Annotated in this window: 26 protein-coding genes; 7 read left to right on the top strand and 19 right to left on the bottom strand. The window is 71.1% G+C overall.

Annotated elements, in window-relative coordinates:
* The coding region (locus VGJ14_14950) for a S53 family peptidase (GenBank protein ID HEY2833726.1) at nucleotides 1–1,012 on the top strand (1,012 nt) is incomplete at its 5' end.
* 31 nt (nucleotides 1,013–1,043) lie between these two features.
* Here VGJ14_14950 and VGJ14_14955 read toward each other — a convergent pair.
* Nucleotides 1,044–2,417 (bottom strand): cytochrome c biogenesis protein DipZ, encoded by a 1,374-nt coding sequence (locus tag VGJ14_14955; protein HEY2833727.1) that lies wholly within the window; start codon nucleotides 2,415–2,417, stop codon nucleotides 1,044–1,046.
* A gap of 143 nt (nucleotides 2,418–2,560) precedes the next feature.
* Nucleotides 2,561–4,441, bottom strand: coding sequence for a Na+/H+ antiporter NhaA (locus VGJ14_14960; protein HEY2833728.1), 1,881 nt, complete (start codon nucleotides 4,439–4,441; stop codon nucleotides 2,561–2,563).
* 261 nt (nucleotides 4,442–4,702) lie between these two features.
* On the opposite strand from VGJ14_14960, the gene lon reads away from it, so the two are divergent.
* Nucleotides 4,703–7,045, top strand: a complete 2,343-nt coding sequence (lon, locus tag VGJ14_14965) for an endopeptidase La (GenBank protein ID HEY2833729.1) — start codon at nucleotides 4,703–4,705, stop codon at nucleotides 7,043–7,045.
* A 77-nt stretch (nucleotides 7,046–7,122) separates the two neighbouring features.
* Here the strand turns inward: lon and VGJ14_14970 are convergent, their stop codons facing one another.
* Nucleotides 7,123–7,353, bottom strand: coding sequence for a DUF2630 family protein (locus tag VGJ14_14970; protein HEY2833730.1), 231 nt, complete (start codon nucleotides 7,351–7,353; stop codon nucleotides 7,123–7,125).
* A gap of 52 nt (nucleotides 7,354–7,405) precedes the next feature.
* Between VGJ14_14970 and VGJ14_14975 the strand changes: the two genes are divergently transcribed.
* The 3 genes from VGJ14_14975 to VGJ14_14985 are packed head-to-tail and all read left to right on the top strand — an operon-like array spanning nucleotide 7,406 to nucleotide 8,921.
* Complete coding sequence (locus VGJ14_14975) at nucleotides 7,406–7,798, top strand: ACT domain-containing protein (protein HEY2833731.1); 393 nt, start codon at nucleotides 7,406–7,408, stop codon at nucleotides 7,796–7,798.
* On the top strand, nucleotides 7,795–8,265 hold the full coding sequence (locus VGJ14_14980) for an SRPBCC domain-containing protein (protein ID HEY2833732.1): 471 nt from the start codon (nucleotides 7,795–7,797) through the stop codon (nucleotides 8,263–8,265). Before VGJ14_14975 ends, VGJ14_14980 begins: the two co-directional genes overlap by 4 nt.
* Nucleotides 8,262–8,921 carry a haloacid dehalogenase type II gene (locus tag VGJ14_14985; protein ID HEY2833733.1) on the top strand — a complete coding sequence of 220 codons (660 nt, stop codon included), beginning with the start codon at nucleotides 8,262–8,264 and terminating at the stop codon, nucleotides 8,919–8,921. Before VGJ14_14980 ends, VGJ14_14985 begins: the two co-directional genes overlap by 4 nt.
* A gap of 254 nt (nucleotides 8,922–9,175) precedes the next feature.
* Here the strand turns inward: VGJ14_14985 and VGJ14_14990 are convergent, their stop codons facing one another.
* Both VGJ14_14990 and VGJ14_14995 read right to left on the bottom strand, forming a co-directional pair.
* On the bottom strand, nucleotides 9,176–9,538 hold the full coding sequence (locus VGJ14_14990) for a DUF2203 domain-containing protein (protein ID HEY2833734.1): 363 nt from the start codon (nucleotides 9,536–9,538) through the stop codon (nucleotides 9,176–9,178).
* 4 nt (nucleotides 9,539–9,542) lie between these two features.
* The gene (locus tag VGJ14_14995; GenBank protein ID HEY2833735.1) at nucleotides 9,543–11,057 is read right to left on the bottom strand and encodes a 4-hydroxyphenylacetate 3-hydroxylase N-terminal domain-containing protein; all 1,515 of its coding nucleotides are present in this window, start codon (nucleotides 11,055–11,057) and stop codon (nucleotides 9,543–9,545) included.
* Nucleotides 11,058–11,118: 61 nt separating this feature from the next.
* On the opposite strand from VGJ14_14995, the gene VGJ14_15000 reads away from it, so the two are divergent.
* A complete protein-coding gene (locus VGJ14_15000) occupies nucleotides 11,119–11,892 on the top strand; it encodes an enoyl-CoA hydratase-related protein (protein HEY2833736.1) in 774 nt (257 codons plus the stop codon).
* 40 nt (nucleotides 11,893–11,932) lie between these two features.
* Here the strand turns inward: VGJ14_15000 and VGJ14_15005 are convergent, their stop codons facing one another.
* The 7 genes from VGJ14_15005 to VGJ14_15035 all read right to left on the bottom strand — a co-directional run bounded on the left by VGJ14_15005 (nucleotide 11,933) and on the right by VGJ14_15035 (nucleotide 17,054).
* Nucleotides 11,933–12,379: a TA system VapC family ribonuclease toxin gene (locus VGJ14_15005; protein HEY2833737.1), complete on the bottom strand. Its 447-nt coding sequence runs from the start codon at nucleotides 12,377–12,379 to the stop codon at nucleotides 11,933–11,935.
* Nucleotides 12,376–12,648: a hypothetical protein gene (locus VGJ14_15010; GenBank protein HEY2833738.1), complete on the bottom strand. Its 273-nt coding sequence runs from the start codon at nucleotides 12,646–12,648 to the stop codon at nucleotides 12,376–12,378. The genes VGJ14_15005 and VGJ14_15010 overlap by 4 nt, the downstream gene beginning before the upstream one ends.
* Before the next feature lie 33 nt (nucleotides 12,649–12,681).
* Entirely contained in the window at nucleotides 12,682–14,103 is a 1,422-nt protein-coding gene (locus tag VGJ14_15015) for an MFS transporter (protein HEY2833739.1), read from the bottom strand.
* Nucleotides 14,100–14,948 carry a hypothetical protein gene (locus VGJ14_15020; GenBank protein ID HEY2833740.1) on the bottom strand — a complete coding sequence of 283 codons (849 nt, stop codon included), beginning with the start codon at nucleotides 14,946–14,948 and terminating at the stop codon, nucleotides 14,100–14,102. The genes VGJ14_15015 and VGJ14_15020 overlap by 4 nt, the downstream gene beginning before the upstream one ends.
* 57 nt (nucleotides 14,949–15,005) lie before the next feature.
* Nucleotides 15,006–15,644: a TetR/AcrR family transcriptional regulator gene (locus VGJ14_15025; protein ID HEY2833741.1), complete on the bottom strand. Its 639-nt coding sequence runs from the start codon at nucleotides 15,642–15,644 to the stop codon at nucleotides 15,006–15,008.
* The gene (locus VGJ14_15030) at nucleotides 15,634–16,848 is read right to left on the bottom strand and encodes a cytochrome P450 (GenBank protein ID HEY2833742.1); all 1,215 of its coding nucleotides are present in this window, start codon (nucleotides 16,846–16,848) and stop codon (nucleotides 15,634–15,636) included. The genes VGJ14_15025 and VGJ14_15030 overlap by 11 nt, the downstream gene beginning before the upstream one ends.
* A gap of 80 nt (nucleotides 16,849–16,928) precedes the next feature.
* Entirely contained in the window at nucleotides 16,929–17,054 is a 126-nt protein-coding gene (locus VGJ14_15035; protein ID HEY2833743.1) for a hypothetical protein, read from the bottom strand.
* Between VGJ14_15035 and VGJ14_15040 the strand changes: the two genes are divergently transcribed.
* Nucleotides 17,055–17,984: an anti-sigma factor RsbA family regulatory protein gene (locus VGJ14_15040; GenBank protein HEY2833744.1), complete on the top strand. Its 930-nt coding sequence runs from the start codon at nucleotides 17,055–17,057 to the stop codon at nucleotides 17,982–17,984. It begins immediately after the preceding gene.
* On the opposite strand, the gene VGJ14_15045 is transcribed toward VGJ14_15040, so the two are convergent.
* From VGJ14_15045 to VGJ14_15075, 7 genes are all read right to left on the bottom strand, one after another.
* Entirely contained in the window at nucleotides 17,905–18,960 is a 1,056-nt protein-coding gene (locus VGJ14_15045) for an oligopeptide/dipeptide ABC transporter ATP-binding protein (protein HEY2833745.1), read from the bottom strand. The two genes, VGJ14_15040 and VGJ14_15045, sit on opposite strands and share 80 nt — an antisense overlap.
* Nucleotides 18,953–19,936, bottom strand: a complete 984-nt coding sequence (locus VGJ14_15050; protein HEY2833746.1) for an ABC transporter ATP-binding protein — start codon at nucleotides 19,934–19,936, stop codon at nucleotides 18,953–18,955. The genes VGJ14_15045 and VGJ14_15050 overlap by 8 nt, the downstream gene beginning before the upstream one ends.
* Nucleotides 19,933–20,832, bottom strand: a complete 900-nt coding sequence (locus tag VGJ14_15055) for an ABC transporter permease (protein HEY2833747.1) — start codon at nucleotides 20,830–20,832, stop codon at nucleotides 19,933–19,935. The genes VGJ14_15050 and VGJ14_15055 overlap by 4 nt, the downstream gene beginning before the upstream one ends.
* A complete protein-coding gene (locus tag VGJ14_15060) occupies nucleotides 20,829–21,773 on the bottom strand; it encodes an ABC transporter permease (GenBank protein HEY2833748.1) in 945 nt (314 codons plus the stop codon). The genes VGJ14_15055 and VGJ14_15060 overlap by 4 nt, the downstream gene beginning before the upstream one ends.
* Nucleotides 21,770–23,269, bottom strand: a complete 1,500-nt coding sequence (locus VGJ14_15065; protein HEY2833749.1) for an ABC transporter substrate-binding protein — start codon at nucleotides 23,267–23,269, stop codon at nucleotides 21,770–21,772. Before VGJ14_15065 ends, VGJ14_15060 begins: the two co-directional genes overlap by 4 nt.
* A gap of 78 nt (nucleotides 23,270–23,347) precedes the next feature.
* On the bottom strand, nucleotides 23,348–23,497 hold the full coding sequence (locus VGJ14_15070; protein ID HEY2833750.1) for a hypothetical protein: 150 nt from the start codon (nucleotides 23,495–23,497) through the stop codon (nucleotides 23,348–23,350).
* 89 nt (nucleotides 23,498–23,586) lie between these two features.
* The gene (locus VGJ14_15075; protein ID HEY2833751.1) at nucleotides 23,587–24,276 is read right to left on the bottom strand and encodes an alpha/beta fold hydrolase; all 690 of its coding nucleotides are present in this window, start codon (nucleotides 24,274–24,276) and stop codon (nucleotides 23,587–23,589) included.
* Between the last annotated feature and the right edge of the window lie 222 nt (nucleotides 24,277–24,498).

Consider the following 24,498-nt stretch of genomic DNA (forward strand, 5'->3'; position numbering starts at 1 on the left):
AATGTCGCGTTCCCACGTCGCCTCACCCGCGGCGATCCAGGGCTACTCCCCGGCGGACCTGAAAGCCGCTTACGCGATTCCGACCGAGCTCGGCGCCGGGGCGACGGTGGCCATTGTGGATGCCTTCGACAACCCGAACGCCGAGGCCGATCTGGCCGTCTACCGAAACACGTGGGGGCTGCCACCGTGCGGCAGCGGCGACGGATGCTTCCGCAAGGTGAACCAGGACGGGGACACCGGGTCGCTGCCGTCGACCGATTCGGGATGGGCCAGCGAGATCTCCCTGGACCTGCAGATGGTGTCCGCGGCGTGCCCCCGGTGCAAGATCCTGCTCGTCGAGGCCGACGACACCGACTACGACAATCTGGGCGCCGCGGAGAACTACGCGGCCACGCAGGGCGTGGCCGCCATCTCCAACAGCTACGGCGGCACCGAATTCCCCGACGGTGTCAGCCAAGCGAGGCGGTACTTCGACCATCCGGGCATCGCCGTTCTCGCCGCGTCCGGCGACGACGGCTTCCGGGTGGAGTTCCCGGCGGCGGCGCCGGGAGTCATCGCGGTCGGTGGCACTCGCCTGGATCGGGCGGCGAACGGCCGCGGCTGGACCGAATCCGCGTGGATCGACGCGGGCAGCGGATGCTCGCCGTTTCGGCCCAAGCCCGCCTGGCAGCATGACCCCGGTTGTCACAGTCGGACCGTGACCGACGTAGCGGCCGTGGCGGACCCCAACACCGGCCCCGCCGTGTATGACTCGTTCAGCGGCGGGTGGACGGTCATCGCCGGCACCAGTGCCTCGACGCCGATCCTCGCCGGGATGTACGCCCTCGCCGGCAACCCATACCCCAGCGCTCAGCCCCTTTACGACACCGCCAACGCAGCGGGCCTCAATGACGTGACGACGGGTCAGACCGACGACTGCGACACCGCGTACCTGTGCCAAGCCATGCCCGGGTACGACGGCCCCACCGGCATGGGCACCCCCAACGGTCTCCTCGCCCTCGGCGGCGCGTGACCCACCGGGCCCGCGCATCGACGAGTGCCCGTCACTGCTGTCGTCCCACACCGCCCGCCGCGCCGTTGACCCCGAGCAGATGGCGGACCAGGGCGTCGGTGCGGTCGTAGTCGCCCTCCCCGAAGTGGGTGGCGCGGATGTGGCCCTGCTGATCGATCAGATATTGCGCCGGCCAGTACTGGTTGTGGAACTGACCCCACGTGGTGTCGTCCGGGTCCAGCGCCACCGGGTATCGCACGCCGAGACGTTTGATGGCGTCGGCGACGTTGCCGGGGTCGGCCTCGTACTTGAACTCCGGGGTGTGCACGCCGACCACCACCAGGCCCCGGGCGTGGTAGCGGTCCCACAGTGCCTTGACGTGCGGCAGCGCGCGCAGGCAGTTGATGCAGGAGTAGGTCCAGAAGTCGACCAGCACCACCTTGCCGCGCAGCGCGGCCATCGTCAGCGGTTGCCCGTCGGCGGTGTTGTACCAGCGGGAGATCCCACCGAACTCCGGCGCCGGGCCGAAGTCGCGGATGACGTCGGTCTGCGGGTAGCCGTTGTGTCGTAGCTCGTCCGGGTCGAACCGCACGAGGTGGTCGCTGTCGGCGTCGGTGAGGCCCGCCTCCCCCGCCGCCGACCGGGCCGCCGCGGCTTGATCGGCGACCAACGCTGCGGACCGGCCACCGCCACCCCGGCTGTTCGAGGCGACGTGCTGCTGCAGCCCGGCGAACGGGGTGGCCGACCACGCGGTGTGGGTGGAGACCCAGGCGTTGAGCCGGGTGTCGGACTTGGTGCCGATGAGCACGCCGGTGATCAGCAGGACGACGCCCATTGCCGGCAGCACCAGGCTGCCGCCACGCGAGGCCTGCATCAGTCGGCGGCTCACCCCGGCACCACCGAGCACGATTGCGGCCAGCGGCAGGCTCATGCCCAGCACGTAGGCGAGGGTGATCTGCACCCGCTCGCCGAAGTCGGTGCCGGTGGCCGTGGCGGCGGTCACCGAGGCGAACAGCGGGCCGGCGCAGGGCGACCACACCAGGCCCAACCCGCTGCCCAGCAGCACCCCCCCGGCGAACCCGGTCCGCCCGGCACCGTCGCGCGGACCGCGCGCCACCACCGACTGCATTCGGGTCGTGAAGCGTTGCTCGAGTGGCGGGATCAGCAGCACCACCGCGAACCCGACCAGGATCACCACCGCGATCCAGCGCAGCGTGTTGGCCGGCAAACCCAACGCGGAGATGGCCTCGCCCAGGGCGAGCACCGAGAGCCCGAACGTGGCGACGATCCCGGCCACGATGCCCCACGACCGGGACCGCCGGCCGCCGGTTGCGGCCGCGAGGATCGCGGGCAACAACGGCAGCACGCACGGAGTGAGCACCGATGCCGCGCCCACCAGCAGGGAGACCAGCAACAGCACGACCATCGACACCAGCCCTGCAGCGACGAATCGGGTGGATTCCCGTTATCGATCCTGCGTCGGGATCCGCGCCCGACCTAGACCTGCAGCCCGGTCGTAACGTCTTCGTAAGTGGGGCCGAGTGCCCCCGGACCCCATCTGATAGTACGTCAGCTGCGGGCGGGCAACGCCGCCCGCGCCCGCGCCTCGCGCACCGCGCGCAGCAGCGAGTCCAGGTCGTAGGCCCCGGTGTGCCGGACGCCGTTGACGAAGAACGTCGGGGTGCCGGCCACGTCGGACTCATCCGCACTGTCCACGTCCGCGGCCACCCGGTCGGCCCACTTGTGCTCGCGCAATTCCGTCACCACGCGTTCGCCGTCCAGGCCGAGGTCATCGGCGTAGCGCCGCAGGTCTTTCGGCGTCAGCGCATCCTGGTGCGTCAACAGCACCCGGTGCATCTCCCAGAACGCGCCCTGCGCGCCGGCCGCCTCGGCCGCTTCGGCGGCCAGCCGCGCCCGCGGGTGCACGTCGTCCAGCGGCAGGTGCCGCCACACGTAGCGCAGGTCGCCGATCTCGGCGAGCAGCTCGCGCACCGACTCCTCGGCCAGCCCGCAGTAGGGGCACTCGAAGTCGCCGTACTCGAGCAGGGTCACCGGGGCGTCGGCCGGCCCGCGGATGTGGTCGCGGCCGTCGTCCACCGGGTCGGCCAGGTCGAGGATCATGGTTGAGCCGCCGAACAGCCAGCGAATCCGCGTGTACTTCGGCAGCCGGCTCACCAGCACGAACCACATCCAGGTGAGCGCGGAGGAGAACACCGCGGAGCACAGGATGCCGAACTTGGCCCGGTCCAGGTCGGTGCTGTGAAAGGCCAACGAGGCGATCAGCAGCGAGACGGTGAACCCGACCCCGGTGATCGCGCCGCCGCCGCCGACCGCGCCCCAGCCGACCGGCGGACGCAGCCGACCGCGGGTCAGCTTGGTGACCAGTGCGCAGGTCGCGGTCACCCCGACCGGCTTGCCGACCAGGTACCCGAGCAGGATGCCCAGGGTGATCGGGGACCGGAACGAGTCGGCGATGAAGCCCATGTCGAGGTGGACGCCGGCGTTGGCCAGCGCGAACAGCGGCACCAGCACGTAGGACGTCCACGGGTGGTAGAGCTGCTGCAGCCGGTCGTTGGGGGAGACCGAGGCGTTCAACGCCACCGACGCCTCGCGCAGCAGCTGCGGGGTGGGTTGCTCGCGGAAGCCGCGGAAGCTCTCGGTGGCCAGCTCCAGGTCGGTGCGTGAGGCCGGGGCGGCGTAGACCAGCAGCCCCGCGGCCAGCCCCACCACCAGCGGGTCGACGCCGGATTTGAGCATCGCCACCCAGGACGCCACGCCGAGGGCGAACACCAACAGCCCCAGCCGCAGCCGGGCGAGGGCCAGCAGCACGATCCCGGCGAAGAACCCCACGGAGATCCAGAACTTCTCCCACTGCACCTCGCCGGCGTAGACGGTGGCGATGACCAACAGTGCGAGCAGGTCGTCGACCACCACCACGGTGAGGATGAACCCGCGCAGCCGGTCCGGCACCCGCTTGCCGACCAGCGCCAGCACGCCGAGGGCGAACGCGGTGTCCGTGGACATCGCCGTGCCCCAGCCGTGCGAGCCCGCCTTTCCCGCGTTGAACGCCAGGTAGATCCCGACCGCGCCGAGCATGCCGCCGCAGCCGGCCAGCACCGGCAGCACCACCCGGTTGCGCTCCCGGAACTCGCCGAGGTCGAACTCGCGGCGCGCCTCCAGGCCGATGACCAGGAAGAAGAAGGTCATCACCCCGGAGTTGACCCAGTCCCGCAGCTCCATCGCCACGCCGTAGTCGCTGATCCGGATGGACAGCGTCGAATGCCAAACCCGCAGGTAGGAGCCGTCGTCGACGTTCACCCAGAGCAGCGCGGCGACCGCGGCGGCGAACAGCACTACCGCCGAACTGGTCTCGGTGCCCAGGAAGCGGCGCAGCGCGGTGTCCGCCCGCGTCCGCATGGTGCGGCCCGCGGCGGCCAGGGCGTCACTCATCGGCGGCGAACTTTCGCTCATTCATGATCTGGCGGAGTTCTCTCATACGTGGGGCGTCACTTTCGGCGGCCGAAAGGGCCCGGCGATGACGCCTCGCGTATGAAAGTGCCCGCTGCGCTCATGAATGAGCGGAGGGAGGGGGGGTCGACGGGCATGGCGCACAGCATTCCGGACGCGTCCGCTGACAGCGGAATCCGGTCGGAATGAAGCCGGGTTGAGTCGTGTTGACGCAAGTCTTGAACGGCTCAATTAAGGGGTCCCATGAGCGAGATGACGCTGCCGCTGTTGCCGCTGGACGGCCTGGTCGTGCTGCCCGGCATGGTGCTGCCGCTGGCCCTGAGCGACGCCGAGACCCGCGCCGCCGTCGAGGCGGCGCAGGCCTCCGCCCCGGAGGCCCAGGCCAGGGTGCTGCTCGTTCCCCGGCTGAACGGCAAGTACACGACGGTCGGCACGGTCGCGGTGATCGAGCAGGTCGGCCGGATGCGCGGCGGGGAGCACGTCGCGGTGGTCCGCGGCACCGGGCGGGTGCGCATCGGCACCGGGACCTCCGGGCCGGGCGCGGCGCTGTGGGTCGAGGTCACCGAACTGCCGGAGGTCGTCGAGGAGTCGGCGACCGTGCTGGCGCGGGAGTACAAGGCGCTGGCCACCTCGATCCTGCAGCAGCGCGGCGCCTGGCAATTCGTGGACGCGCTGCCCGGGGTGGACGACCCGTCCGCGCTGGCCGACGTGGCCGGCTACGCCCCCTACCTGACGCGGGATCAGAAGATCGTGCTGCTGGAGACGACCGACGTCGCCGAGCGGTTGACCAAGCTGGTCGCGTGGAGCCGGGAGCACCTGACCGAGCTCGACGTCGCGGAGAGCATCCGCAAGGACGTCGCGGAGGGCATGGAGAAGCAGCAGCGCGAGTTCTTGCTGCGCCAGCAGCTGGCCGCGATCCGCAAGGAGCTGGCCGAGCTGTCCGGCGCCCCGGCGACCGAGGAGCAGGACTACCGCGCCAGGGTCGAGGCCGCGGCGCTGCCGGAGAAGGTGCGTGAGGCCGCGTTGGCCGAGGTGGACAAGCTGGAGCGCACCTCCGAACAATCCCCCGAGGTCGGCTGGATCCGGACATGGCTGGACACGATCCTCGACCTGCCGTGGGGGGAGCACACCGACGACGCCTACGACATGGCGGGCGCGCGGGCGGTGCTCGACGCGGACCACGCCGGGCTGGACGACGTGAAGGACCGCGTCGTGGAATATCTGGCGGTGCGCAAGCGGCGCGCCGACCGGGGGCTCGGCGTGGTCGGCGGACGGCGGTCCGGTGCCGTGCTGGCGCTGGTCGGCCCGCCCGGTGTGGGCAAGACGTCGCTGGGTGAGTCGGTGGCCCGGGCCATGGGACGCAAGTTCGTCCGGGTGGCGCTGGGTGGGGTGCGGGACGAGGCCGAGATCCGTGGCCACCGCAAGACCTACGTCGGCGCCATGGCGGGCCGCATCGCCCGGGCGATCAAAGAGGCCGGGTCGATGAACCCGGTCATGCTGCTCGACGAGGTGGACAAGCTCGGCGCGGACTACCGCGGCGATCCGACCGCGGCGCTGTTGGAGGTGCTGGACCCGGCGCAGAACCACACCTTCCGGGACCACTACCTGGAGGTCGAGCTCGACCTGTCCGACGTGCTGTTCCTGGCCACGGCCAACACCTTGGAGTCCATCCCCGGTCCGCTGCTGGACCGGATGGAGCTGATCCGGCTGGACGGCTACACCGAGGAGGAGAAGGTCGTCATCGCCCGCGATCACCTGATGCTACGTCAGATCGAGCGGGCGGGTCTGACGGCGGACGAGGTGTCCATCACCGACGAGGCGTTGCGTCGATTGGCCGCGGAGTACACCCGCGAGGCCGGGGTGCGGGACCTGGAGCGGTCCATCGCCCGGGTGCTGCGCAAGGTCGCGGCCCGGCCGCAGGACGCCGAGCCGGTCACCGTCGATCCGGACAACCTGGCGACCTACGTCGGACGGCCGCGGCACCTGCCCGAGTCGGCCGAACGCACCGCCCTACCGGGCGTGGCGACCGGCCTGGCGGTCACCGGCGCGGGCGGCGACGTGCTGTTCATCGAAGCGTCGCTGGCCGAGGCGGAAACCGGCACGACCGGGGTCACCATCACCGGTCAGCTCGGTGAGGTGATGAAGGAGTCCGCGCAGATCGCGCTGTCCTTCCTGCGCTCCAACGGCGCGGCGCTGGGCGTGCCCACCGCGCAGCTGCACGACCGCAGCGTGCACCTGCACGTGCCCGCGGGTGCGGTGCCGAAGGACGGCCCGAGCGCCGGCATCACCATGACCACGGCGCTGGCCTCGTTGCTGTCCGGCCGTCCGGTGCGCTCCGACGTCGCGATGACCGGTGAGGTGTCGCTGACCGGGCGGGTGCTGCCGATCGGTGGCGTCAAGCAGAAGCTGCTCGCCGCGCACCGGGCCGGTATCACCACGGTGCTGATCCCGGCGCGCAACGAGCCGGACCTGGACGACGTGCCGGAGGCGGTGCGGGAGAAGCTGACCATTCACCCGGTCAGCGACGTCCGTGACGTGCTGCGCCTGGCGCTGACCGAGGTGGACGCTGCCGCCCTGGCCGCCTGACCCGCAGGCGTCCGCTCAACAGTGAGCTATAGCTCACGGTGGAGCGGACGCCCGGCGGACGTGGGCGGTGCCGGGGATTACTGGAGGTACTGCTCGACCTCGGGGATGGGGCGGGCATGCGCTTCGGCCGGGTCCTTGCCGAATTCGCGCAGGGCCTGACGCTGCCGGAGCAGGTCCCAGCACTGGTCGAGCTGCTGCTCGACCCGGGCCCGGTGGGCCTGCCGCTCCGCGCTGGTCTCGGTGTCGACGGCCAGCGCCTTCTCCTCGCTCACCAGCGCAGCGACCTTGGCCAGAATGTCCTCATCCATACCGGGAGTATGCCTGCACAGCGCCGGGGCGCACGGACTAGCCTGCCGCGGTATGGCACATATGGCAGTGGACCTGGTCATCGACGTGGTGAACAGCCCCGGAGCCCTGGCCCGGGTGGCGGCCGCGATCAGTGATGCGGGGGTGAACATCGCGGCGGCGACCTGCGTGGGCAAGCACGAGCAGGCGGAGATGCACATCCTCGTGCCGCATGCCGAGGCGGCGAAGCACGCGCTGTCCATCTCCGGGCTCACAGTCAGTCACGAGCACCACGTGGTGGTGGTCGACGTGGTCGACCGACCCGGCGTGCTCGCGGACCTGGCCCGCAAGATTGCCGAGGCCGGCGTCAACCTGGAAGTGGTGTACGTGGCCACCCGGGACCGCGTGGTGTTCGGCTCGCCCGACCTGGCCGCGCTGAAAAAGGTCCTGGGCGTCCCGGAGTTGTGAACCACCACGCGATTCCCTGGCCCGACCTGAGCGGCCGGCCGCATGCGCACGTGGTGGAGCGCGACATGGTCGCCTCGGCGCCGGCCATCTACCGAGCCTGGACCGTGCACTGCGACCGCTGGTTGTCGCTGCCCGGCCGGGCGCTGATGCGGGCCGAGGTCGGGGAGCCGTTCTACTTCGAGACCGAGTTCAACAACCGGCGCTACCCGCACTACGGCCGGTTCCTGGTGCTGGAGCCGGACCGGCGCATCGTGCTGACCTGGGTGACCGGGCCGAACGGCACCGGGGGCGTGGAGACGGTATTGAGCATCGAGCTCACCCCGGCCCACTCGGGCACCCACGTGCGCCTGGCGCATGCCGGCTTCCTCACCGAGGCCGCCAGCCGGGAGCATGAGCACGCCTGGCACGTGGTGTTGCGCAATCTGGATGCCGTACTGGTCGACGAGCCGATCGAGGAGGAACTGTGAAGCCGGAAGCCGTCGCCTTCGACGTGATGGAGACGCTGATCTCGCTGGAGCCGCTGGGTGAGCGGTTGACCGACGTCGGGTTGCCCGCCAACGCCGTGCATGCGTGGTTCCCGCGCACCTTGTTGTACGGGCTGGGGTTGTCCGTGGTCGGGGACTACATCCCGTTCCCGGTCGCCGCGGCGGAGTCGCTGCGCGCGGTCAGCCGGCACACGCTGAGCGATGACCAGGTCGCCCACGTACTGGCCGGCGTCAAGGAGTTGCCCGCGCACCCGGACGTGGCGGCGTGCATGAAGACGTTGGCCTCCGGTGGCGTACGGATGATCTGCCTGACCAACGGGTCCGCGGAGATCACCGGCAATTTCCTGGACCGCAACGGGCTGAGCGACTACATCGAGTCGGTGGCGACCACCGCCGAGGTGGGTACCTGGAAGCCGCCCGCGGCGGTGTATCACCACGGCTGCGCCCGGCTCGGTCTGATGCCCCATCAGGTGGCGTTGGTGGCGGTGCACGCCTGGGACTGTCACGGAGCGAAGAAAGCCGGGCTGATGGCCGGCTGGGCGGCGCGCGCCGAGGGCAAGTACGGGGAGATCTTCACCCCGGCCGACGTCATGGGCGAGGACCTGGTCGAGGTGGCCGAGGGCCTGGTGGCGCTCTGACGCGGCCGTGAGTGCCGAGGGGCGCCCGGATGCCAAGGGCGCGGCCCGTTTTCTCGGTCCGGGTCGACCCCCGATGCCCGTCACCCGGGCGCCCGTGGTGCGCCCGACCGCGGACGGCAAACGTGACGTGGTCGGGCGGGACTTGGAGTCACGAAAGCCGCGATTCGGTTCCATGGGACGTCGCGGGCGAAATGGCGTGTAACCCCCCGAACCCGCCCAAACCGCCCGCGCCGACTTTGCGCAGCGACCGGGGGTTACGGGGTGAGGGGGCGGCGGCCGGGGAAGCCGAGGTCGCTGCGGTGGTACCAGGCGAGTTCGCGGTCGCCCTCCAACCAGCAGAACATCACCTCGACGCCGTCGAACTCGCCGGGAAAGTCGATCAACAACGGCGCGACGCCCTTCAGGTGCGCACCGGTCTGCTGCACCTCGGTCAACAACTCGTCCAGCCGGGCCTGGGCGGCCTTGAACTCCGCCAGGCCGCCGAGCTCACTGCGGGTGCCCGCGTTCTGCGCGGTGGCCAGTTCGGCGGCGTCGGCGCGCAACGTGACGATCTCGTCGAGCACCGGCAGCAGCCGCGCGAGTTCGGCCCGGGCCTCCTCCAGCGTGAACAACCCCATGCGCTCAGGTCTGCTCGGGTTGCGGCGGTTGGCAACCCGTCGAGCAGCACTTGCCGGGTTGCCGGCTGGTCAGTGGACGGCCACCGGCCACGCCGCGCTCCAACAGTCGTTGCACCAGTTCGGTCTTCTCCGGCAGCGGGTAGTTGCGCCAGATCTCCCGCTTCATCGCCTCCGGTGACCCGCCGCCGTGCAGCGAGATCACCGAGTACCAGCCGCCCTGATAGGACGCGGTCAGGTCCTCCACCAGGCGGGCGACCTCCAGCCGTTGCCGGCTCGGGATGTCGGCGCGGGCACCCAACACGGCGTCCAGTGCGGCCGCGGTCTCCGGGTTGTGGTCCTCGTCCGGGCCGGGCAGCGCCACGATCAGCCCGCCGGAGACGTAGTGCGCCAGGCGGTGCATGTCGTAGATGCCGTTGGCCAGCAGTAGCTTGCCGATGTTGGCGAACACCGGATCCGGCATGAAGATGCCCGACGGGTCCTCGACCGCATAGCTGGACGCGGCCACGCCGCACGCGTAGAAGCCCTCCACCAGGGTGATCAGTTCGACCATGGCGTCGCGGATGTGCGCATGCCGCTCGGTGTCCAGGCCGTTGGCCTCGGTCATCAGCACGCCGGCGCCGATGAGCAGATCGCCGAACCCGGCCCGGGCCCCGATGCAGGTGTGCCGGTGATGGGTGGCGTAGGAGGTGGTGAGCAGGCCGCCGACCTCGTGCTCGCCGGCCAGGAACACCCGCTCCCACGGCACGAACACGTCGTCGAAGATCACCACGCCGGTTGACTGGCCGTAGCGGTTGGAGAAGGTGGCCGCCCGCTCGCCGGGCCGCCCGGCCGGGCGGGCCACGATGGTTACCCCGTCGGCGTCGACGGGCACCGCGGCGCACACCGCGAAGTCGGCATCCTCGGCGGTCATGGTGCGACACGGCATGACCAGGAACTCGTGCACGTACGGGGCGCCGGTGACGATGGCCTTGGTGCCGCGCAGCACGATGCCGTCGCTGCGCCGGGAGCTGATGTGCACGTACACATCGGGATTGGCCTGCTTGCCGGGGCGCTGCGAGCGGTCGCCCTTGGCGTCGGTCATCGCCACGCCGAGGGTCAGGTCCTCGTCCTGGACCCGGGCCAGGTAGGAGGCGAAGCGTTGGCCGTACTCGGTGCCGTGCTCGGCGTCGGCGGCGAAGGTGGCCTGGGCCAGCGCGGCCAACGAGTCGTGGGTGAGGTAGCGCTGCGCGCACCCGGACTCCTGACAGACCAGCCGGACCGCCTCCAGCTTGGCCAACAGGTCCGCACCGTTGGTGTCCTGGTGCGTCATCCGGTTGACCGTGCGCCCATCGGGGGTGCGCGCGGTCATCACCTCGGCGTACTGCGCCTGGTGCGCCAGGTCGTAGGTGACGCCGATGGCGTTGATGCCGGGCAGCAGCGCCGGATCATCGGCCACCACGTCCACGGTGCGACCGTCGAGGAACACCCGCGGCTTGTATTCGCGCAGGGACTCCCGGTACTCCGCCGCGGTCATCAACATCAGCGCGCCTCCCGAGATGGTGGATGAAGTAATTTAACCCGCCGGCCGGGAGGAGACCGCAGTGGAACTCGAGCAGGACGTCGTCACCTACCACCTCGTCAACGGGGTCGCGTGGCTGACCATCAACCGCCCGCAGGCGCGCAACGCGCTGAATCAGGCAGTGCGCGACGGGTTGTACGCGGGCGTGCGGCGGTTCAACGAGGACACCGGGGCCAAGGTGCTGGTGCTCACCGGGGCCGGCGACCGGGCCTTCTGCGCGGGCGGTGACCTCAAGGAGATGGCCACCCTGCGGTTGAAGGTGCCGCCCGTCGATTTCCTCCCGCAGTTCGGTCGCAACATCGAGGTGCCCAAGCCGACCATCGCGGCAGTCAACGGCGTGGCCCTCGGCGGCGGTTTCCTGCTCGCCCAGCAATGCGACCTGGTGGTGGCCGCGGACACGGCGAGCTTCGCGATCAGCGAGGCCAAGGTGGGCCGCGGGTCGCCGTGGGCCGCACCGCTGCCGTGGCTGATCCCGCCGCGGATCGCCATGGAGATCGTGCTCACCGGCGATCCGCTGACCGCCGCGCGGGCGCTCGAGGTGGGTCTGGTGAATCGGGTGGTGCCGGCCGCGGAGTTGGTGGCCGCGACCCAGGCGCTGGGCGAGCGCATCGTGGCCAACGCTCCGCTGTCGGTGCTGGCCGGCAAGGCGACGGTGCGGCTGTGCGCCGAACACTCGCTGAGCGAGGCTTACGCGCAGGCCGAGAAGATCTGGGACCCGGTGTACCGCAGCGCGGACGCGCAGGAGGGCCCGGCCGCGTTCCGGGACAAGCGACCGCCGGTGTGGACCGGGAGGTGAGTGGTCGTCAGGCCGCTACCACCCCACGGCTCCGGGCCGGCTAAACGGTGAGGGTGAGCAGGTCGAGGCCGGGGAACTGGGCGAAGGCGGTGTCGATGGTGACCAGCCGGTGTCGGCCGGTGGCGGCGAACGCGGCCAGCCAGGCATCCGTCCACAGTTTGGGAGAGACGCTGTCCCGGGCGGCGTAGCTGCGCCAGCGGGCCTGCACCCCGGTGGGCTCACGGTCCTGCAGGGTGATCCGCTCGTCGGCGAAGAGCGCGTCGTGCACGGTCCAGGCCTCGGCATTGGTCAACGGCGGGTTCCCGTAGGCGCCCAGCACGGCCGGGTTGGTGAGCAACCGCAGGAACGCCTGCTGGGTGGTGCGGCAGAACACCACGGTGCCGGGCTCGGACAGCCCGTCGAGCCAGCCGACCGCGCCCGCGTGGTGGGTGTGGGCGGAGATGCTCAGGGCCAGCCACACATTGACGTCGCACAGGTAGGTGGTCACCGCTCGCCCGACGGGAGCGCGGTGGCCTCCTCGGCGGCCAGCAGGGCCGCGACCCGCTCAGGGGTGAGCTCATGGTCGGAATCCGCCGGATGGGCGGCGTGGATGAGTGGCAGCCGGACCCGGGCCGGCGCGGGTCCGGGCCCGCGGTCCTCGTCAAGGGCGCGGTGCAGCAGGTCGGCGACGAGGTCCTTGAGGCGGCGGTTGTCCTCGGCGGCCTTGATTTTGAGTCGGCGCACCAGGTCCGCGGGGAGGTCCATGGTCGTCTTCATCGAGCCAGCTTACCAGTAAACCATTTTCCCAGCTCACGCCGCTGAGGTATTCGCCAGGGAGGCCGCCGCGGTGGCGACGTCGCGGGGATAGGTGCGCAGACCGATCGCGGCCACGCCGCCGGCCACCGGCAGCAGCACCAGGAACAGCAGGAAGGTCGGGGCCAGTCCGTGGCCCTGCCCGGCGGTATAGGTGTTGGTGGCGGCGTCGCCGACGCTGACGTGCGAGCCGAACAGGTGGTCGGCGACCAACCCGAAGGCCAGCGGGGCGGCCGCCTCGCACAGCAACCGCAACGTGGTGCGCACCGCCTCGGACCGTCCCCACAGGTGCGGATGGATGATGTCCAACCGCGCCGCGTCCTGCGCCGGGCTGCCCGCCCCGAGCAGCACCGATCCGGCGCCGAGCAGCGGCACGGACAGCCACAGCGTGTGCAGCGCGAACCCCGCGCCGAGCAGCACCGGAAGAACGAACAGCAACACGGCGGGCACCAGGATGCGCGCGGTGAGCACCCCACGGGCGAGCAGGTTGTCGGTGAACCGGCCGCCGAAAAACGCGCCGGCCACCGCGCCGACCGCGATGACCAGCAACAGCGCCGACGCCGCGGCGCTGCCGATGCCGTAGTGGTGCTGGGCGAACAACACCACGAACGTGCGCACCCCGGCGAAGTAGAAATACGTCAGCGCGGACGCCGCGATGACCACCAGGTTGGTCCGCACCCGCAGCACGTAGCGCACCGCCCACCACAGCCCGGCCCGCTGCGGGTCGGTGTGCAGCACCTGCTCCGGGTAGGGCTCGACGCCGTGAGCGGCCACGGCCCCGGCGGCGCCGCGCCGCTTGGTCTGCACCCGCCCGGCCCGCCCGCGGGCCGGTTCGTCGAGCCGCCAGACGATCGCGGCCAGAGCCAGGCCGGGCAGCACCAGCCACGCGAACGCGGCCCGCCACCCGACCAGCCCGCCCAGCGCCCCGGACACCGCGAAACCCAACCCGGTGCCCGCGAACTCGCCGACCAGGATGAACCCGTAGATGCGCGCGCGCTGCCCGGCCGGGAACAGGTCGCCGGTGAGCGAGGCGACCGTCGGCCCGGCCGTCGCGCTGACCGCGCCCAGCGCCAGCCGGGACACCAGCAGCCAGCCGTAGGACGGGGCGAGCGCGCCGAACACCATGGCCACCGACCACAGCGCGATCGACCCGGCGAGCAAGCGGGTGCGGCACACCCGGTCGGTGAGCGCGCCGATGGGCAGCGTGGTCAACGCCCCGACCAGCGTGGTGGCCGCGGACAACAGGCCAATGCGGGTGTTGTCGATGTGGAACGAGCGCTGCAAATCCGACGCGGTGGCCGCAACGGTGCCCTTGTCGGCGCCGTCCAGGGCGAGGACCGCGGCGAGCACCAGGATCATCCGCAGCCGCGGCGAATCCCGGACCGCGCCGACGAGTCGGGTCAACGACCCGGCGGTCACCCGTCGACCCCGGCGATCCGGTCGCGTTCGGCTTGCGCGTCGGCCTGCCGACGTTGCGCGGCGCGCACGGCCTTGTCCGCCTCGCGCACCGCGGCGGCGCTGTCCTTGCGGGCGCGCTCGGCCTCGGCGGCCGCGGTGCGCGCGTCATCGAGCTCACCGCGCAGCTCCTCGACCCGCCGGCCCGCGGCCTGCGCCGCGGCGTCCGCGTCGGCGGCGACGGATTGCGCGTCGTCGCGGACGCTGCCGGCCTCGGCGAGCGCTCGCGCGGCCTCGACGAGGTCCTGCTCCGCGCGCCGCAGCCGGACGTCGTCCAGGCGCGCGACCTTCGCCGGCGACCGATTCGGTGGGGCGGCCTCCACGTCGCCGAACCCGCTGCGGAACAGGCCCTCGACCAGCCGCCCGGCGAGCAACGCCTCCGCGGCATGTTGGTCGACCAGCGCTGCGTGCAGGGTGTCCGCCAACCCACCGGCCGTGGAGTCACTGACCGCCTGTCCGGCCTGCTTGGCCAGCGCCCGGGCCTGACTCATCAGCGCACGCACCACCTCGTCGCGCTGCTTGGCCAGCGCGCGCAGCTCGTCCCCGGCCAGCGCCCGAGTTGCCTCCCGCATGCCCGCGCCGAGCTCGATCAGCGGCGCCAACTCATCGGCGTGCGCGCGGGCCAACTGGTTGGCCAGCCACGCCACCACATTCGGCTTGGCCAGCGCCTTGATCCGCCCGGCCAACTCCTTGTCGCCGGCCTGCCGGGCCTGCTTCTCGTACCCGGTCCGGGCCGCGGTGAAATCAGCGAGCGGCAGCCCGTACAGCTCGTCGGCGATCTCATCGAGGCTGGGCCCTGCGGCGGACATGGTTCAGTCTCCCGGGCGGGCCACCGCGGGTCGGCACGCGCCTCCGCTGACGCAACGTCAGGTGCTGGGCAGCAGCGCGACGCTGGGCAGCTCCCGGTAGGCGATCTCCCGCGCCTGCGCGGCGTCCAGACCCAGCGCGTGCAGCAACACCTCGGCGGTCTCCGACTCGGCCTGCGCACCCAAGCGTCCGTCCAGCACCGCCCGGGTGACCGCGATCGTGGCGCCCACCACGTAGGTCAGCGTGGTCACCGGCGAGGACATCGGGATGAACCGGCCCTGCTCGACGCCGGATTCCAGCAGCCGCCGGCCGAACGGCAGGATCCGCTGCTGGAACTGCACGTCCGCCTGGTCCAGGTTGACCATCAGCCGCGCCGTGGCCGGGTCCTCGGTGGCATTGCGCACGAACCAGCGGTGCGCCGCGCTGGCCGCCTCGGCCGGATCATCGAATCGGGCCACGTGCGCGATCAGTGTCCCGGCCAGGGTGGACATCAGGTCGAGGACGACGGCCTCGACCAGGTCCTCCTTGGAGCCGAAGTAGTTGTAGAACGAGCCGAAGCCGACGTCGGCGGCGTCGGTGACCTCACGCAGCCGTACGCCCTCGACGCCCTTCTCGGCGATGATCTGCGCGGCCGCCCGGGTCAGTTGGGCGCGGGTGCGTTGTTGTCGACGCTGTACCCGCCCGAGCTCACTCGACACGGCCGAAAGATACCGGCATCGACTCCACGACCACGGTCGCCAGGCTGGGCCGGACCACGGCGGGACCACGCGCGGCGATGGCCGGGAACCGGGCCAGCAGCTCCTCGAAGGCGATTCGTGCCTCGACCAACGCCACCGAGGCGCCGATGCATTTGTGCGGGCCCCAGGAGAAGGCCAGCGCCTCGCTGGGCAGCCGGGTGATGTCGAAGCGCAACGGGTCGGGAAACATCGCGGGGTCGAAGTTCGCCACGGTGAAGTTCATGACCACGGTGTCGCCGGCCTTGATGGCGTGCCCGCCGATCTCGGTGTCCGCGGTCGCGGTGCGGCGAATGTACCGGCCGGGGGTGATCACCCGCAGCATCTCCGCCACCGCCGGGCGGATCAGCCCCGGTTCCTCCAGGACGGCCTCCAGCGCGTCAGGGTGACGCAGCATCAGATCCAGGCCGGCGGCGATCAGGTTGCCGGTGGTCTCCAGTCCGGCCACCAGCAGCAGCCAGCACCACATCACCACCTCGTCGTCGGCCAGATCGCTGTGCACCAGCCGGGTGATCAGATCCTCGCGCGGGGCGCTGTGCCGGGCGGCCACCTCGGCGGCGAAGAACGCCACCATCTCCCCGAGCGCGGCGAAATCCGGGGTGGCGCCGGGCTCGAAGGACTCCAGCACGATGTTCGCCCAGTGCTCGAAATCGTGTTCCCGGTCGGTGCTGACGCCGAGCAGGCGGGTGGTGACCAGCAACGGCACCCGGGTGGCGAACGCCCGGACGAAATCCGTCTCGGTGCCCGGCGGGATGGCGTCCAGGATGCGGCCGATCTCGGTGCGCACCGCGGGTTCGAGCATCTCGGCGGCACCGGGCCGGAAGTGCTGGTTGATCGGACCACGCAGTCGGCGGTGGGTCACCGCGTCCACGCAGTTCGCCGGACGCAGTGCCACCGGCAGTTGCGCGATCATCCCGGCGGCCTGCCGTACCTCGAACGCCGCGGCGTTGAGGAACACCCCGAACTCGGTGGTGAACAGCTCGCCGTCCTGCCCGACCTCGCGGATCAGGTCGTGCCGGCAGACGTTCCAGAAGGACTGGGTGTGCTCGGCCTCGACCCAGTACACCGGGTCGGTGGCGTGGATCTGCAGGTAGGCGGGACGGTTCTGCTCGGTGTAGAAGCGCGGGTCGCTGGCATCCAGCGTGAGCTCGGGGGCGGCGACGGCCATCGGATCCTCCTGGAGTTGAGGAGGACTGTAGACCTGAACTGATCAAAGTATCAATAGTGATCAAGCGGTCAGTTCTAATATCAGGCGACGTCGGGGTAGAGCACGGCGACGCGGCCGGCCAGTCCGGCCTGCAGGTGCCGACCGGTGTCGTTCATGGAGAGTGGCACCGCACGTTTCGGCGGCCAGGGTCGGGTATGAAGCCGCACATGGCGGTACGGGATCGCATGCTGCACGCGGTCTTCTTCCACGACGATCCCGTCCAGTACCTGGAGGGGGTGGGGCGCTGGGTCGCCGAGGGCCTGGCCGCCGGGGAGCCGGTGCTGATCACGGCCGACGCCGCCGACAACGAAGCGATCCGCGGGGCGCTGGGCCCGGCCGCCTACGCGGTGCAGTTCGCGGACGCGGCCGTGGTGGGCGCGAATCCCGCCCGGACCATCGCGGCGGTCCGCGCGTTCGTCGCCGCGGGCGGGGGCCGTCGGGTGCGCGCGCTGGCCGCGCTGATGTGGCCGGGTCGGACCCCGGCGCAGCGCGGTGAGGTGATCGCGCACGAGGCCGTGGCCAATCTCGCCTTCGCCGACTGCCCGGTGAGCTTTCTGTGTCCGTACGACACGTCGGTGCTGCCCGCGGAAGTCCTGGCAGAGGCCCGACGGGTGCACCCGCACATGTGGACCGCGCACGGGCACGCGGACTGCCCGCAGTACGACATCGACGAGCTGTTGATCGGGGGCCATCCGCCGCCGCAGCGCGATCCGCTCGCCGAACCACTCGCCGTCATCGTCGACCTGGCCGGCTCGGCCCGGCTGCGGACCCGGGTGGGGGAGATCGCTGAGGACGCCGGGCTGTCCGCACGGCGCCGCGACGAGTTCGTGGTGGCGGTCAACGAAGTGGTGTCCAACGCGCTGGTCCACTCCCCGCATCCCGCCGTCGTCAGGCGGGGGCGCGACCGGGACGAGGGGTCGTTGGTGGTGGAGGTCGCCACGGCCGGGTGCATCACCGACCCGCTGGTCGGCCGGGAATTGCCCAGAGATGCCGGTGGTGGGCGGGGGCTGTGGATCGTCAACCAGCTGTGTGATCTGGTGGAGACCCGGTCCGGTCCGTGGGGGACGTTGACCCGGTTACATGTGCACCTGCCGTAGCTGATAGGGCATCGGGTGGCGGGTACAGGTGGCAGGCCACCGAACGACCCGGCGCCACCTCCACCAGTGGTGGGTCGAACGTGGGACACGGCGCGAAGGCATGCGGGCAGCGGGTGCGGAAGCGGCAACCGGACGGCGGCGCGAGCGGGCTCGGGGGTTCGCCGGGCAGCACCATCCGGCCGCGGGAGCGGGCCCGGACCGGATCCGCCTCCGGCACCGCGGCGACCAATGCCTGCGTGTACGGGTGCAGCGGTTCGCGGGTGATGTCCTCAGCGTCGGCGGTCTCCACGATCCGCCCGAGGTACATGACCGCGACTCGGTCACTGACGTGCTCCACGACGGCCAGATCGTGCCCGATGAACACGCTGGTCAGTCCGAACTCGGCGACCAACTCGGTGAACAGGTTGAGCACCTGGGCCTGCACGGACACATCGAGGGCGGCCACCGGTTCGTCGCAGACCAGCAGCTCGGGCCGGGCGGCCAACGCCCGGGCGATGCCCACGCGTTGGCGTTGTCCGCCGGACAGCTCGTGGGGGCGCCGGCCTGCGCCCCTGGGGTCCAACCCGACCAGCTCCAGCAACTCGGTGACGCGTTCGGTGCGCGCTCGTCCGCGCACCAGTCCGTGCACGGCCAGCGGTTCGGCGATGCTCGCGCCGATGGTGTGTCGTGGGTCCAGTGCGGCGTAGGGGTCCTGGAACACCACGGCGGTGCGTCGGCGCAGCGCGCGCAGCGCCCGCCGGGATGCGGTGCTGACGTCGGTGCCGTCGAACCGCACCCGCCCGGCGGTGGGTTCGATCAGGCGCAACGCGGCCAGGCCGAGCGTGGACTTGCCGCAGCCGGATTCGCCAACCAGGCCGAGGGTGGTGCCGCGGTCCAGACGCAGGCTCACGCCGTCCACCGCGCGCAGCGCGGATCCGCGCCGGCCGGGGTAGTGCACATGCAGGTCGTCGAGTTCCAGCAGCGGTGTCTCAGTCATCGGCGGTCCCCGCGATGTCGTAGAAGACCGCGGCGCGGTGGCCGGGGGCGACCTCGCGCAGCGGTGGAAGTTGCGTCGCGCACCGTGGGTCCGCGGCGATCGGGCACCGTGGGCGGAACGTGCAGCCCAGCGGGTGGTCCAGCGGGTCCGGTGGGCGGCCTGCGATGGCGTCGAGCGAGGTGCGGCGGTGTCCCAGCACCGGGCGGGCGCGCAGTAGCGCCCGGGTGTAGGGATGCCGCGGGTCGGCGAACAGCGCGTCCACGCCGGCCTCCTCGACGATGCGGCCCGCGTACATCACCGCGACGCGGTCGGCGATGCCGGCGACCACACCGAGGTCGTGGCTGATCCAGATCACCGCGGTGCCGAGCCGCTGCCGCAGCCGGTCGACCACCTCGAGGATCTGCGCCTGCACGGTGACGTCCAAGGCGGTGGTTGGCTCGTCGGCGATGAGCACGGCGGGGTCGCAGGCAAGCGCCATCGCGATCATCACCCGTTGCCGCAGCCCGCCGGACAGCTGGTGCGGGTGCGCGCGCAGCCGGTTGCGCGGGTCGGGCACACCGACCTCGGCGAGCAGGTCGGCGGCCCGGGCCTGTGCGGCCCGCCGGCCCAGCCCGAGGTGCACCCGCATGCCCTCGGTGAGTTGGCGGCCGACGGTGAGCATCGGGTTCAGCGCGGTCATCGGGTCCTGGAACACCATCGCGATACCCCGACCGCGGACCGTGCGCAGCTGTTGTCGAGGCACCGTCAGCAGATCGACGTCGCCGAACCGAACCGAGCCGCGCACGGTCACCCCGCGCGGCGGGAGCAGGCCGAGCAGCGCCAACGCGGTCACGCTCTTGCCGCTGCCGGACTCCCCGACCACGGCCAGGGTTTCCCCGGCCGCCACGTCGAAGTTCACGCCGTCGACCACCCGGGCCGGCCCACGCGGGGTGGCGAAGGTGACCTGCAGGTGACGCACGGCGAGCACCGGATTCATCGCCCACCGGCCTCGATCGCGCCCCGCGTGCGGGGATCCAGCGCATCACGCAGCGCGTCGCCGACCAGGTTGCAGGCAAGCACCACGGCAAAAATGGCCAGGCCGGGGAAGGCGGCCACCCACCAGTGGCCCTGCATGTAGTCGCGGCCCTCGGCGAGCATCCCGCCCCAGGACGGCTCCGGCGGCTGCGTGCCCAGGCCGATGAACGACAGTGCCGCCTCGGCCAACAGTGCGAAGGCCAGGCTGATCGAGATCTGCACGATGATCGGGCCGGCCACGTTGGGCAGCACGTGCCGGGTGATGATCCGGGTATCGGAGGCGCCGAACGAGCGCGCCGCGCGTACGTAGACGGTTTCCCGCACGGACAGCGCGCCCGCCCGGGCGACCCGGGCGAAGATCGGCACATAGACCACGCCGATCGCGATCGTGGCGTTGTCCGGGCCGGGACCGCGCACCGCGAGGATGGCGATGGCCAGCAGAATCGCCGGGAACGCGAACAGCACGTCCATCGTGCGCATCAGCAGCGCGTCCAGCCGGCCGCGGTAATAGCCGGCAAGCAGCCCCACGGTCACCCCGACCACGGCCGCGATGCCCACCGCCAGCAGGGAAACGCGCAGTGAGACGGCCGCCCCGGCCAGGATCCGGGAGAGAATGTCGCGGCCGAGTTGGTCGGTGCCGAACGGGTGGTGCGCGCTGGGTGCGGCCAGTCGCCCGCGGACGACGTCGACCTGGTTGGGGGCGTAGGGCGCGAGTCGCCGGCCCAGCATGCCCACCACCACAAACCCGACGAGCACCACGCCGCCGCCGACACCCAGCGGATTGCCCAGCACCACCCGCAGCGTGCCCCGTCGGGGTGGCCGGGCCCGCCGTCGGCGTCCTCCCTGACGCAGCGTCATGTCAGGCTGATCCGGGGGTCGAGGATGGCGTAGAGCAGGTCCACCACCAGGTTGACGACCAGGAACACCAGCGCGAACAACAGCACCGCGCCCTGCAGCACGGGATAGTCGCGGGACTGCACGGCCTGTAGCGCCAGCTGGCCGAGTCCGTTCCAGGAGAACACGATCTCCACCACGACCACGCCGGAGAGCAGGTAGGCGAGTTGGATGCCGATGACGGTGAGCACCGGCACCGCGGCGTTGCGCAGCACGTGCCGGCGCAGAATCGTCCACTCCGGCAGGCCTTTCGCGCGCGCCGTGCGGACGTGGTCCTCGTTGAGCACCTCCAGCGCGGAGGCGCGCACGAACCGGGTGAGCACCGCGCCGGAGACCACGCCGACGGTGAGCGCGGGCAGTACCAGGTGGTCGAACCACCGGGCCGGGTCCTCGGTGAGCGGGACGTAGCCGCCGGCGGGGAACCAACCCAGCAATCCGGCCAGCACCAGGATGGCCAGGATGCCCAGCCAGAAGTCCGGCACCGAGATGCCGACCTGGCTGAGCACGGTCGCCGCGCGGTCGAATACCGACTGCGGGCGCAGCGCGGATAGCAGGCCGAGGGGCACCGCGATGCCCAGCGCCACGACGATGGCCGCCACGGCCAGCGACGCGGTGGCCGGCAGCCGTTCGCCGATGACGGTGGACACCGGGTCCTCGCTGCGGAAGCTGACCCCGAGGTCGCCGTGCAACGCGCCGCCGAGCCAGTGCACGTACTGCGCGAGCAGCGGCCGGTCCAGACCTGCCCGGTGGCGCAGCGCGGCGTAGGTCGCCGCGTCGTAGCGGGTGCCCAGCGCGAGCCGGACCGGGTCGCCGGGCACCAGGTGGATCAGCGCGAACACCGCGACGCTGACGCCCCACAGCACCGCCACCGTTGCGGCAACCCGGCGCAGCAGGTAACCATTCACCGGGCGAACTCCACGGTCTCGAGGTTGACCGCCCGGTCCGCCCGAATCTGATAACCGGTCAGTTTCGGTGACCAGGCCTGCACGACTCTCGGGTTGTAGAGGTAGATGTAGCTGTTGGCGTCCACGATGCGTTTCGCGACCTCGCCATACAGCGCCGCGCGGCGGGCGGCGTCGGTCTCGGTTGCGGCTTGCTGCAACAGTTGATCGGTCTGCGGGTCGCAGTACTTCTGGTAGTTGTTCGAGCCATTGCAGGCGTGCTGGGACTGATAGAAGTCGAACGGGTCGATGTCGCCGAGCCAGCCCAGCAGGTAGGTGTCGAAGTCGCCCTTGCCCTCGCGGTCCAGCCAGGTGGCGAACTCCTCCACCTCGATCCGGACGTCGATGCCGATCTCGTGCAGGTTCGACGCGATCACCTCCGCGGCCTGGACCGTCTCGGGGTATTCGCTGGTGACCATCAGCCCCATCGACAGCCTCGGGTGGCCGGCCCCGGCCAGCAATGCGCGCGCCCGCGGCACGTCGCGGGTGACCGGCGCGTAATCGGTGTGGCCGTACACACCGGGCGGGATGGCGGTCTGGATGGGGGCGGCCAGCCCCGGCTGCGCGGCCTCGGCGATGGCTGGGCGGTCCAGGCCGAGGTTGATGGCCTGACGCACTCTCGGGTCGTCGAACGGCGGCCGTTTGAAGTTGGGGGCCAGATACCAGTAGTCCACGCTGGGGACCTGACCCAGCCTCAGGTGCTTGTCGTGCGCGAGCTTGCCGACCCGGGCCGGCGGCAGGTTGTCGGTCCAGTCCACCTCGCCGGTCTGCAGCGCGACCAGCGCCGTGGTTGGTTCGCTGATGAACCGGAACTCCACCGAGCTCACCTGCGGGCCGTCGCCCCAGTAGTACTCATTGGGCAGCAACGTGATGGCCGCGGCGGTGACCCGAGCGACCCGGAACGGCCCGGTGCCATCGGTCTGTCGGGCGAGATCGAGATGTTCTGCGGCGCCCTGCGGGAGTATCGCGGTGCCCTTGAACCCGCCCAGTTCGGCGAGCAGATAGGGAGTGGGGCGCTTCAGGTCGAGGCGGACGGTGTGCGGGTCGACCGCGACAACGTCCGTCACCGGCTCCAGGCGGAACGCGTTGGCGAGCTTGCCGTTACGAATCCGGTTGAGGGAGTACACGACGTCGGTGGCGTCGAAGTCGCTGCCGTCGGCGAACCGCACACCGGTGCGCAGGTGGAACGTCCAGGTCCGGTCGTCAGCGGTGGTCCAGGACACCGCGAGCTGCGGGGCGTATCCGCCGCCGGTGGCGTTCGGCACGACGAGGGTGTCGTAGACGTTCTCCAACACCTGGAAGCTCGCGTACGCCGTGGTCTTGTGCGGGTCGAGTTGGTCGGGTTGGCCACTGATCGCGACGACCAACGGGTTGTCGCCACGGGCGACGGCGTTGAGGCCCTGTCCGCAGCCGGCCAACACCAGGACGGCGGCCGTCGCCATCGCCGGCCATGCCCGCATGCTTCACCCTGTCCGCCCTGCGCCCCGGCAAACCTTCTCGGGCTATGAGGCGTGCCGGCGTGCCCTGGCGAGGATGATTTATCCGGCCTGGCCCACGTCGAGTTGATCGGCAGCGAGGTCCTTGCGGTCTTCTTCCAGCGGCGCGGTGACCGACTCCTGCTCGCCGATGCTGCGATGACGCAGCCGCGCCATGGCCTGTCGCGCTTGTTCCCCCTGAAGTACACCCACGTCGTGCTCCCTCCCCTGTACTGATGTCAACGGGTGGCTTCCGCGAGGTGTTCCCGCCGCGGCGTGTCGCGCCGGCGACAGGAGCGGCGTCAGCGGCCGGCGAACCGTTGTGACAGCCAGTCGCCCAGTGCCGCTATCTCCTCCAGGCAAACCTCGTGTGCCATCGGGTACGAGTGCCACTCGACTGTGTAGCCCGCCGCGCGTAACTGCTCGGCGGCCAGTTCACCGGCTCGGTGCGGCAGCACCGGGTCATGCAGGCCGTGGGCCATGAAGACCGGCGGCGTCTGCGGCATCGGCGTGGCATCGCGAACCAGCGCCGCGCCTTGCGGCAGATAGCTGGACAGTGCCACCAGGCCGGCCAGGGTGTCCCGGCTGCGCAGCGCAACGGTGAGCGCGATCGCGCCGCCCTGGGAGAACCCGGCGAGCACCACCCGCGAGCGCGGCACGCCCCGTTCGGCCTCGCGGGCGATCAGCGCCTCGACGGCGGCGGCGGACTGCGCGATGCCTGCCTCGTCCACCCGGGCATCGATGTCCGCCAAATCGAGGATGTCGAACCACGCGCGCATCCGCATGCCGGCGTTGATGGTGACCGGCCGGACCGGGGCGTGCGGGAAGACGAACCGCACCTCCGGCCACGTTGGGCGGACCAATTCCGGCGCGATCGGGGCCCATCCGTCTCCGCTGTCGCCGAGTCCGTGCAGCACCAGGACGGTCCAACTGGGCTGCGGCCCGGTGGCGAACTCGACGGTTTCCAGCAGGTCGGCGGAGGTGGAGTCCATGCGGGCGATTGTCCCGCGGGCGCCGGTGCACCCGCGGTTCGGCCCCCATTGCCGCGCTTGGATTGTCCACACCGGCGTGGATTATCGCCGGCGCATTGAGGAATAACGACGCCGCTCGATAACGGGCGTTACCGCACCGCAATTTGAGATTGCAGGTCTGATTTAGCCCTCTGACCTGCGGCTCTGTCCTTCGGCGGATCAGATGATCAAACCAGCGGGGCA

Source organism: Sporichthyaceae bacterium (assembly GCA_036493475.1).
In the GTDB taxonomy this organism is placed as follows: Bacteria; Actinomycetota; Actinomycetes; order Sporichthyales; family Sporichthyaceae; genus DASQPJ01.

Excerpts from the sequence above, each read along its gene's own strand:
- VGJ14_15075 (HEY2833751.1), bottom strand. The coding sequence starts at position 24,276 with ATGGACTCCACCTCCGCCGACCTGCTGGAAACCGTCGAGTTCGCCACC.
- VGJ14_14995 (HEY2833735.1), bottom strand. The coding sequence starts at position 11,057 with ATGTTGATGACCGCGGCGGAGTACCGGGAGTCCCTGCGCGAATACAAG.
- VGJ14_15030 (HEY2833742.1), bottom strand. The coding sequence starts at position 16,848 with ATGGCCGTCGCCGCCCCCGAGCTCACGCTGGATGCCAGCGACCCGCGC.
- VGJ14_15010 (HEY2833738.1), bottom strand. The coding sequence starts at position 12,648 with ATGAAGACGACCATGGACCTCCCCGCGGACCTGGTGCGCCGACTCAAA.
- VGJ14_15020 (HEY2833740.1), bottom strand. The coding sequence starts at position 14,948 with ATGTCCGCCGCAGGGCCCAGCCTCGATGAGATCGCCGACGAGCTGTAC.
- VGJ14_15065 (HEY2833749.1), bottom strand. The coding sequence starts at position 23,269 with ATGCGGGCATGGCCGGCGATGGCGACGGCCGCCGTCCTGGTGTTGGCC.
- VGJ14_14990 (HEY2833734.1), bottom strand. The coding sequence starts at position 9,538 with ATGGGGTTGTTCACGCTGGAGGAGGCCCGGGCCGAACTCGCGCGGCTG.
- VGJ14_15045 (HEY2833745.1), bottom strand. The coding sequence starts at position 18,960 with ATGACTGAGACACCGCTGCTGGAACTCGACGACCTGCATGTGCACTAC.
- VGJ14_14970 (HEY2833730.1), bottom strand. The coding sequence starts at position 7,353 with ATGGATGAGGACATTCTGGCCAAGGTCGCTGCGCTGGTGAGCGAGGAG.
- lon (HEY2833729.1), top strand. The coding sequence starts at position 4,703 with ATGAGCGAGATGACGCTGCCGCTGTTGCCGCTGGACGGCCTGGTCGTG.
- VGJ14_15040 (HEY2833744.1), top strand. The coding sequence starts at position 17,055 with ATGGCGGTACGGGATCGCATGCTGCACGCGGTCTTCTTCCACGACGAT.
- VGJ14_14960 (HEY2833728.1), bottom strand. The coding sequence starts at position 4,441 with ATGAGTGACGCCCTGGCCGCCGCGGGCCGCACCATGCGGACGCGGGCG.
- VGJ14_14955 (HEY2833727.1), bottom strand. The coding sequence starts at position 2,417 with ATGGTCGTGCTGTTGCTGGTCTCCCTGCTGGTGGGCGCGGCATCGGTG.
- VGJ14_15055 (HEY2833747.1), bottom strand. The coding sequence starts at position 20,832 with ATGACGCTGCGTCAGGGAGGACGCCGACGGCGGGCCCGGCCACCCCGA.
- VGJ14_15050 (HEY2833746.1), bottom strand. The coding sequence starts at position 19,936 with ATGAATCCGGTGCTCGCCGTGCGTCACCTGCAGGTCACCTTCGCCACC.
- VGJ14_14975 (HEY2833731.1), top strand. The coding sequence starts at position 7,406 with ATGGCACATATGGCAGTGGACCTGGTCATCGACGTGGTGAACAGCCCC.